This window comes from Citrobacter sp. Cpo045 (assembly GCF_030332875.1).
Lineage (GTDB): Bacteria > Pseudomonadota > Gammaproteobacteria > Enterobacterales > Enterobacteriaceae > Citrobacter > Citrobacter portucalensis.
Map to the genome: position 1 here is coordinate 1 of NZ_JAOWGZ010000075.1, position 6730 is coordinate 6730.

Consider the following 6730-nt stretch of genomic DNA (forward strand, 5'->3'; position numbering starts at 1 on the left):
CTTTGAATGGGTTCATGTGCAGCTCCATCAGCAAAAGGGGATGATAAGTTTATCACCACCGACTATTTGCAACAGTGCCCATCGGCGTAGTAGTGGATGTGGTCGATGACAAAGCCGGTGCGGGTCAGCGTGCGCCGGAGGATCGGCAGAAAATCGACCAGGAACGAAGTAGCGCGTGTGACGACGGCCGGTACGCCGACACGCGCCACGGCCTCGGCCCAGCGCGCGGCCGGCGGTTGGAGCAGGCCGTTGTGCACCGAACCGTGGTAGGTGCCGACCGCCAATGTGAGCCAGCGCTCTAGCTCGCGCAGCGTCAGGGCGGCCTTGTTTTCGGAATCGTAGTCGCCGCGCTGGTCAGGGTTGGAGAAGGTCGTTCCCGGCAGTTCGTCGTGAATCATCTGCATCGCCGTGCCGATGATCCGTTCCACGATGCCGCCATAGTGCGGCTGTCCCAGCGGGCGATAGTCCAGCCGGATGCCATGCTGCTCGCAACCCCGGCGCAGGGCCTCGCTCTTGAACTCGGCCGCGTTGTCTAGGTAGAGCAGCAAGGGCTTGCCGCTCATCTGCCAATCCATTTCCACGTTCAGTCCTTCCAGCCAAGGGCGCTTGTCGCAGGCGACATGCACGAGGCACAGGCCAACCGAAACGGCAGACGGCGCTTCCAGCGTGACGACCATGCCGAGCACGCAGCGGGTGAACACGTCGATGGCGAGGGTCAGGTACGGGCGGCCAATAGGTTGCCGGTCGCGGTCATCGACCACGATCAGGTCGATGACCGTATGGTCTATCTGCACCTGCTCCAGCGGCGCGGTCACGGCAGGAGGCTCGCCGCCCACACCTTGTAGGTCACGAGCGGCATCCTGGCCTTCCCGCCGGCGGATGACCTTGCGCGGGTCAAGGCTAGCGATCCGTAAGGCCACGGTATTGCGCGCCGGCACTCGCAGTTTTTGAGCCTTGCACACCTGAGTGACTTCGCGGTGAAAGGCCGCTAGGCTGCGCTTCTGCTTGGTCAGGAACCGCTTTTGCAGTAGCTCGTGGATGACGCGCTCGACCGGTTCCGGCAAGCGCCCCTTACCTTTACCTCCACCGGACTGGCCGGGCACCAGATCCGTCACGAGGCCGCTGCCTTGCCGGGCACGCCGGATCAGAACGTATACCTGGCGCCGAGACAAGCCCAGCGCCTGAGCCGCCATATCGGCCGCTTCGTGCCCGACCGTCTCCGACTGCGCCAACGGACTGATGATCTCCGCACGACGGCGCGCACGCTCCCAAGCCTCATCAGGCAGAGTGGCCACGCCTTGTTCTGGAATCCGTGGGGTGTCCGTCGCCATGCTCACCTCGCTTTGGTGCACACGAGTATTGAGCATAGTCGAGATTGGTGCAGATCACTTCTGATATTGAACTGTCAGGAGCTGGCTGCACAACAGCCATTACGCCCAATCAACTGGTGCAGTCGTCTTCTGAAAATGACATCCATGCCCAGCCCGTGCGCGAGCTGGATCACCGCCCGCACGATAGTTTGGTCACGGGCATCATCCGGGAGCCTGGCGACAAAGGATTGGTCGATTTTCAATGTGGTGATGGGGCAGCATTTCAGATGTTGCAGGCAGGAATAGCCGGTGCCGAAGTCGTCGGCGGCGAAGCGCACGCCGATGGCGCGCAAGGCGTCGAAACTGGCGAACAGGGCTGGATTGCCGAATGCGACCGATTCGGTCAGTTCGATCTCCAGAAGCTCGGCGGGCAGGGCCATATCGGCCAGCACCCGCTTTACCTCGTCGTCGAACGTTGGCCCAACCTGGCTGGCGGACACATTGATGGCAAGACGGAACGGTTGCCATGCCGGTCCTTGCCACTTGTGCATCTGGCGACAGGCCTCGCCCAGCACCCACGCGCCTATTTCCGGCATCAGGCCGAACGACTCGGCCAGCGGCAGGAACTGGCCGGGCGGCAACAGGCCAAGCCTCGGATGCCGCCAGCGCATCAACGCTTCCGCGCCAGCGATCCGGTGATCGCGCAGATCGACCAGCGGCTGGTAATGCAGGTCAAGCTGTCCGCGCGCCGCCGCCTGCGCCAACTCGGCCGCCGTCCATCCGGCGGGCTGCGAACTCGTCATGATCCGCCCCGGAAGGCGCGCAGCAGCCGCGTTACGGCCAGAACGAACAAGCCGGTCAGCGCGAGCGCGGCAACACCCCAATGCTCGCCAAGGAAGGCACCGGCGGTCGTCCCGGCCAGCACGGCGGCGAGAATCGGCAGATGGCAGGGGCAGGTCAACACGGCCAGCGCACCCCACAGGTAGCCGGAAACGGGTTGGCGCGTCTCGGGCGGCAGTTTGTCAGGGGCGTTCACGGCAATGCCTCCTCGTGCGCCCGCTCGGCTGGCATGGAGGCCAGTTGCGCGTCCAGATGGGCCAACGCCGCGCGCCGCCGCTCGACCAACTGGCGCAGCACGGCAAGCTGCGCTGCGGCTTGTGCGCCGTCCGCTGCGTCGAGCGCACGGCACAGCCGCGCCAGGGCATCCAGGCCGATACCCGCCTCGAAGGCCGCGCGCACGAAGCACAGCCGTTGCAAGGCCGCATCGTCGAACACGCCGTAGCCGCCCGTGGTGCAGGCCACCGGCCGTAACAAGCCGCGCACCAGGTAGTCGCGCACGATATGTACGCTCACCCCAGCGTTATGGGCCAGTTGCGATACCGTGTAGGCGCTCATCGCACACCTCCTTGTCCTCACCCGGCGCAGCAGGAAAGCTGCTTCACATCCTTGTTGAAGGTCTGCGCCGCGAGCTTCAACCCTTCGACCATCGTCAGGTAGGGGAACAACTGGTCGGCCAGTTCCTGCACCGTCATCCGGTTGCGAATCGCCAGTGCGGCCGTCTGGATCAGTTCGCCCGCTTCCGGGGCCACTGCCTGCACGCCGATCAGTCGTCCGCTGCCTTCTTCAACCACCAGTTTGATGAAGCCGCGCGTGTCGAAGTTGGCGAGCGCGCGCGGCACGTTGTCCAGCGTTAGCGTGCGACTATCAGTTTTGATGCCGTCATGGTGCGCTTCCGCCTCGCTGTAGCCTACGGTCGCCACTTGCGGGTCGGTGAACACCACGGCCGGCATCGCGGTCAGGTTCAGGGCCGCGTCACCGCCGGTCATGTTGATCGCGGCGCGAGTGCCGGCCGCTGCCGCCACATAGACGAACTGCGGCTGGTCGGTGCAGTCGCCTGCGGCGTAGATGTGTTCCACGCTTGTACGCATGCCGGGGTCGATGACGATAGCGCCTTGCGGGGTGAGCGTGACGCCCGTCGCATCCAGTGCCAGCTTGCGTGTGTTGGGCGCGCGGCCGGTGGCGACCAGCAGCTTGTCGGCGCGCAGTTCGCCGTGCGCCGTGGTGAGCACGAATTCGCCGTCCCCTTCACCATTGATATACGCGACCTGGCTGGCCTGGGTGTGTTCCCTCACCTCGATGCCCTCCATGCGGAATGCGGCCGTGACGGCTTCGCCTATAGCTGGGTCTTCGCGGAAGAACAGCGTGCTGCGAGCCAGGATCGTCACCTTCGCTCCGAGTCGGGCGAACGCCTGCGCCAGCTCCAGCGCCACCACTGATGAGCCAATCACGGCCAGGCGCTTAGGAATCGTCTCGCTGACCAGCGCTTCAGTGGAAGTCCAGTACGGAGTGTCTTTCAGGCCGGGAATCGGCGGCACGGCCGGGCTCGCGCCGGTGGCGATCAGGCAGCGGTCGAATGCCACCACGCGCTCGCCGCCGTCGTTGAGTTGCACGATCAGGTTGCGATTGTCCTTAAAGCGGGCGGAGCCGTGCAGCACAGTGATCGCCGGATTGCCCTCCAAGATGCCTTCGTACTTGGCGTGGCGCAGTTCATCGACGCGGGCCTGCTGCTGGGCCAGCAGCGCCGTGCGCTGGATGGTCGGCGTGGTAGCGGCGATGCCGCCATCGAACGGGCTTTCCCGGCGCAGATGGGCGATATGGGCGGCGCGGATCATGATCTTGGACGGCACACAACCGACATTGACGCAGGTGCCGCCGATGGTGCCGCGCTCGATCAGCGTGACACGTGCGCCTTGCTCGACGGCCTTCAGCGCCGCTGCCATCGCGGCCCCGCCGCTGCCGATGACGGCGATATGCAATGCGCCGCTGCTACCCGTCTTGTCGTTTCTGCCCAGCAGATCGCGCATCTTGTCGAGCAATCCGCCCGGCGTCGAAACTGAGGGGGCATCGGCCAGCGTGGCCCGATAACCGAGTCCAGCTACAGCGGCCGTCAGCGCGTCGGGTGACGTGCCGACCTCAATGGCGAGCTTGGCGCTGCCCTTGGCGTAGGAGACATCCGCTGATTGCACGCCGGGCACTTTCTCCAGGGCGTCCTTGACATGCACTGCGCACGAGTCGCAAGTCATGCCGGTGATTTTGAGAGTGCTCATACCATCGTTCCTTATTCGTGTGGGCCGCCGTGTCGCACGGTCAGCCGTCTTTCACAAGCGCTTGGCGGGGAGTTCGCAGCCGTCCAGTCCGCAACGGCGATGCGCCGGCGACACGAAGTCCCAGATCGACACCCCAATCATCAAGGCCAGGCCGACGTACATCAGGTTCGCCGTCCACCAGTTGCCGAGCAGCCAGACCGTGGCCGCAAACACGATGGCCGGGCCGATCATGCCGAGCAGACTGCGCAGCCATTGCCGATGACTGAACCAACCCAGCGCGTTCGCCAGGAAGGCCAGCGCGGCAAACAGCGGCAGCAGGCGGCTGATGAACAGTCCCTCGTACTGGCTCAAGAAGCCCAGCCCGATGGCCGCGCCGAAGCTGGCGAGGGCTGGAAAGCAGGCGGCGCAGCCCATCGCGGAAACGACGCTGCCGAGCGCGCCGGTTTTATCGGCAATGCGTGTCATCAGTCCCATGAAGCGGCTCTCGCTGTTGTCGTTGGCTTGCTGGCTCACTGCTTGACGCTGGACGGATAGCCGGCGTCTGCGGTGGCCTTGGTCAGCTTCTGTACGCTGGCCTTGGTGTCGTCAAAAGTGACGACGGCCTCGCGCTTCTCGAAGCCCACATCGACCTTGCTCACGCCTTCGACCTTGGAGAGCGCTTTCTTGACTGTGATCGGGCAGGCGGCGCAAGTCATGCCGGGAACCGCTAGCGTGACGGTCTGGGTAGCGGCCCACACCGGGGCAACAGCGGCGGCGAGGGCAAGGGAGGCAAACAGTTTCTTCATGATGAACTCCTGGTTAATAGAAAAATGGAACGACATAGGGAAATCCAAGCGCGACCAGGACCAGCACGGCCACGATCCAGAAAATCAGCTTGTAGGTGGCGCGCACCTGCGGAATCGCGCAGACCTCACCTGGCTTGCATGCCTGCACGGGCCGGTAAATCCGCTTCCAGGCGAAGAACAGCGCCACTAGCGCCGCGCCGATGAACAACGGTCGATAGGGTTCCAGCACCGTCAGGTTGCCGATCCAAGCACCGGAGAAGCCCAGGGCGACCAGTACTAGCGGCCCCAGGCAGCAGGTCGATGCAAGAATGGCGGCCAGCCCGCCGGCGAAGAGCGCACCGCGCCCGTTTTGTGGTTCAGACATACGTTGGCCCTTTTGAATTTGGATTGGATAGCGTAACCTTACTTCCGTACTCATGTACGGAGTCAAGCGATATGGAAAATAATTTGGAAAACCTGACCATTGGCGTTTTTGCCAAGGCGGCCGGGGTCAACGTGGAGACAATCCGCTTCTATCAGCGCAAGGGCCTGTTGCGGGAACCGGACAAGCCTTACGGCAGCATCCGCCGCTATGGGGAGGCGGACGTGGTTCGGGTGAAATTCGTGAAATCGGCACAGCGGCTGGGGTTCAGTCTGGACGAGATTGCCGAGCTGTTGCGGCTCGACGATGGCACCCACTGCGAGGAGGCCAGCAGCCTGGCCGAACACAAGCTCAAGGACGTGCGCGAGAAGATGGCCGACTTGGCGCGCATGGAAACCGTGCTGTCTGAACTCGTGTGCGCCTGCCATGCACGAAAGGGGAATGTTTCCTGCCCGTTGATCGCGTCACTACAGGGCGAAGCAGGCCTGGCAAGGTCAGCTATGCCTTAGCGTGCTTTATTTAATGAGATGGTCACTCCCTCCTTCCCAGTACTATGCTGAGGACAGGCTTTCATTCGGAGAACCATCATGGAAAACATTGCGCTTATTGGTATCGATCTGGGTAAGAACTCTTTCCATATTCATTGTCAGGATCATCGTGGGAAGGCCGTTTACCGTAAAAAATTCACCCGACCAAAGCTAATCGAATTTCTGGCGACATGCCCGGCAACAACCATCGCGATGGAAGCCTGTGGCGGTTCTCACTTTATGGCACGCAAGCTGGAAGAGTTAGGGCATTTTCCAAAGCTGATATCACCGCAATTTGTCCGCCCATTCGTTAAAAGCAACAAAAATGACTTCGTTGATGCTGAAGCTATCTGTGAAGCAGCATCACGTCCATCTATGCGTTTCGTGCAGCCCAGAACCGAATCTCAGCAGGCAATGCGAGCTCTGCATCGTGTCCGTGAATCCCTGGTTCAGGATAAGGTGAAAACAACTAATCAGATGCATGCTTTTCTGCTGGAATTTGGTATCAGCGTTCCGCGAGGTGCTGCCGTTATTAGTCGACTGAGTACCCTTCTTGAGGACAGTAGTTTGCCTCTTTATCTCAGCCAGTTACTGCTGAAATTACAACAGCATTATCACTATCTTGTTGAGCAGATTAAAG

The 6730-nt window shown here is 62.2% G+C and carries 9 protein-coding genes and 1 pseudogene; 2 read left to right on the forward strand and 8 right to left on the reverse strand.

The features are described 5' to 3' along the window. Positions 1-62: 62 nt before the first annotated feature. The 8 genes from OGY13_RS03680 to OGY13_RS03715 all read right to left on the reverse strand — a co-directional run bounded on the left by OGY13_RS03680 (position 63) and on the right by OGY13_RS03715 (position 5566). Complete coding sequence (locus tag OGY13_RS03680; RefSeq protein WP_000179845.1) at positions 63-1331, reverse strand: TnsB C-terminal domain-containing protein; 1269 nt, start codon at positions 1329-1331, stop codon at positions 63-65. Between the two features lie 74 nt (positions 1332-1405). Then, a complete protein-coding gene (locus OGY13_RS03685) occupies positions 1406-2113 on the reverse strand; it encodes an EAL domain-containing protein (protein ID WP_000204520.1) in 708 nt (235 codons plus the stop codon). Continuing rightward, positions 2110-2346 (reverse strand): broad-spectrum mercury transporter MerE, encoded by a 237-nt coding sequence (gene merE, locus OGY13_RS03690; RefSeq protein ID WP_000993386.1) that lies wholly within the window; start codon positions 2344-2346, stop codon positions 2110-2112. Before merE ends, OGY13_RS03685 begins: the two co-directional genes overlap by 4 nt. Further along, on the reverse strand, positions 2343-2705 hold the full coding sequence (merD, locus tag OGY13_RS03695; RefSeq protein WP_001277456.1) for a mercury resistance co-regulator MerD: 363 nt from the start codon (positions 2703-2705) through the stop codon (positions 2343-2345). Before merD ends, merE begins: the two co-directional genes overlap by 4 nt. Positions 2706-2722: 17 nt before the next feature. Then, entirely contained in the window at positions 2723-4417 is a 1695-nt protein-coding gene (gene merA, locus OGY13_RS03700) for a mercury(II) reductase (RefSeq protein ID WP_000105636.1), read from the reverse strand. 51 nt (positions 4418-4468) lie between these two features. After that, on the reverse strand, positions 4469-4891 hold the full coding sequence (gene merC, locus OGY13_RS03705) for an organomercurial transporter MerC (protein ID WP_001447540.1): 423 nt from the start codon (positions 4889-4891) through the stop codon (positions 4469-4471). A gap of 35 nt (positions 4892-4926) precedes the next feature. Beyond that, complete coding sequence (merP, locus tag OGY13_RS03710; protein WP_000732292.1) at positions 4927-5202, reverse strand: mercury resistance system periplasmic binding protein MerP; 276 nt, start codon at positions 5200-5202, stop codon at positions 4927-4929. A 13-nt stretch (positions 5203-5215) separates the two neighbouring features. Beyond that, entirely contained in the window at positions 5216-5566 is a 351-nt protein-coding gene (locus OGY13_RS03715; RefSeq protein WP_001294663.1) for a mercuric transport protein MerT, read from the reverse strand. A 71-nt stretch (positions 5567-5637) separates the two neighbouring features. On the opposite strand from OGY13_RS03715, the gene merR reads away from it, so the two are divergent. Together merR and OGY13_RS03725 are read left to right on the forward strand one after the other, a co-directional pair. Beyond that, a complete protein-coding gene (merR, locus tag OGY13_RS03720; RefSeq protein ID WP_000429836.1) occupies positions 5638-6072 on the forward strand; it encodes a mercury resistance transcriptional regulator MerR in 435 nt (144 codons plus the stop codon). Positions 6073-6150: 78 nt separating this feature from the next. Further along, positions 6151-6730: pseudogene (locus OGY13_RS03725) on the forward strand (IS110-like element IS4321 family transposase); the annotation flags it as partial.

Bases quoted from the DNA above. Each gene is read 5' to 3' on its own strand.
- OGY13_RS03680 (WP_000179845.1), bottom strand. From the start codon at position 1,331: ATGGCGACGGACACCCCACGGATTCCAGAACAAGGCGTGGCCACTCTG.
- OGY13_RS03685 (WP_000204520.1), bottom strand. From the start codon at position 2,113: ATGACGAGTTCGCAGCCCGCCGGATGGACGGCGGCCGAGTTGGCGCAG.
- merD (WP_001277456.1), bottom strand. From the start codon at position 2,705: ATGAGCGCCTACACGGTATCGCAACTGGCCCATAACGCTGGGGTGAGC.
- merA (WP_000105636.1), bottom strand. From the start codon at position 4,417: ATGAGCACTCTCAAAATCACCGGCATGACTTGCGACTCGTGCGCAGTG.
- merC (WP_001447540.1), bottom strand. From the start codon at position 4,891: ATGGGACTGATGACACGCATTGCCGATAAAACCGGCGCGCTCGGCAGC.
- merP (WP_000732292.1), bottom strand. From the start codon at position 5,202: ATGAAGAAACTGTTTGCCTCCCTTGCCCTCGCCGCCGCTGTTGCCCCG.
- OGY13_RS03715 (WP_001294663.1), bottom strand. From the start codon at position 5,566: ATGTCTGAACCACAAAACGGGCGCGGTGCGCTCTTCGCCGGCGGGCTG.
- merR (WP_000429836.1), top strand. From the start codon at position 5,638: ATGGAAAATAATTTGGAAAACCTGACCATTGGCGTTTTTGCCAAGGCG.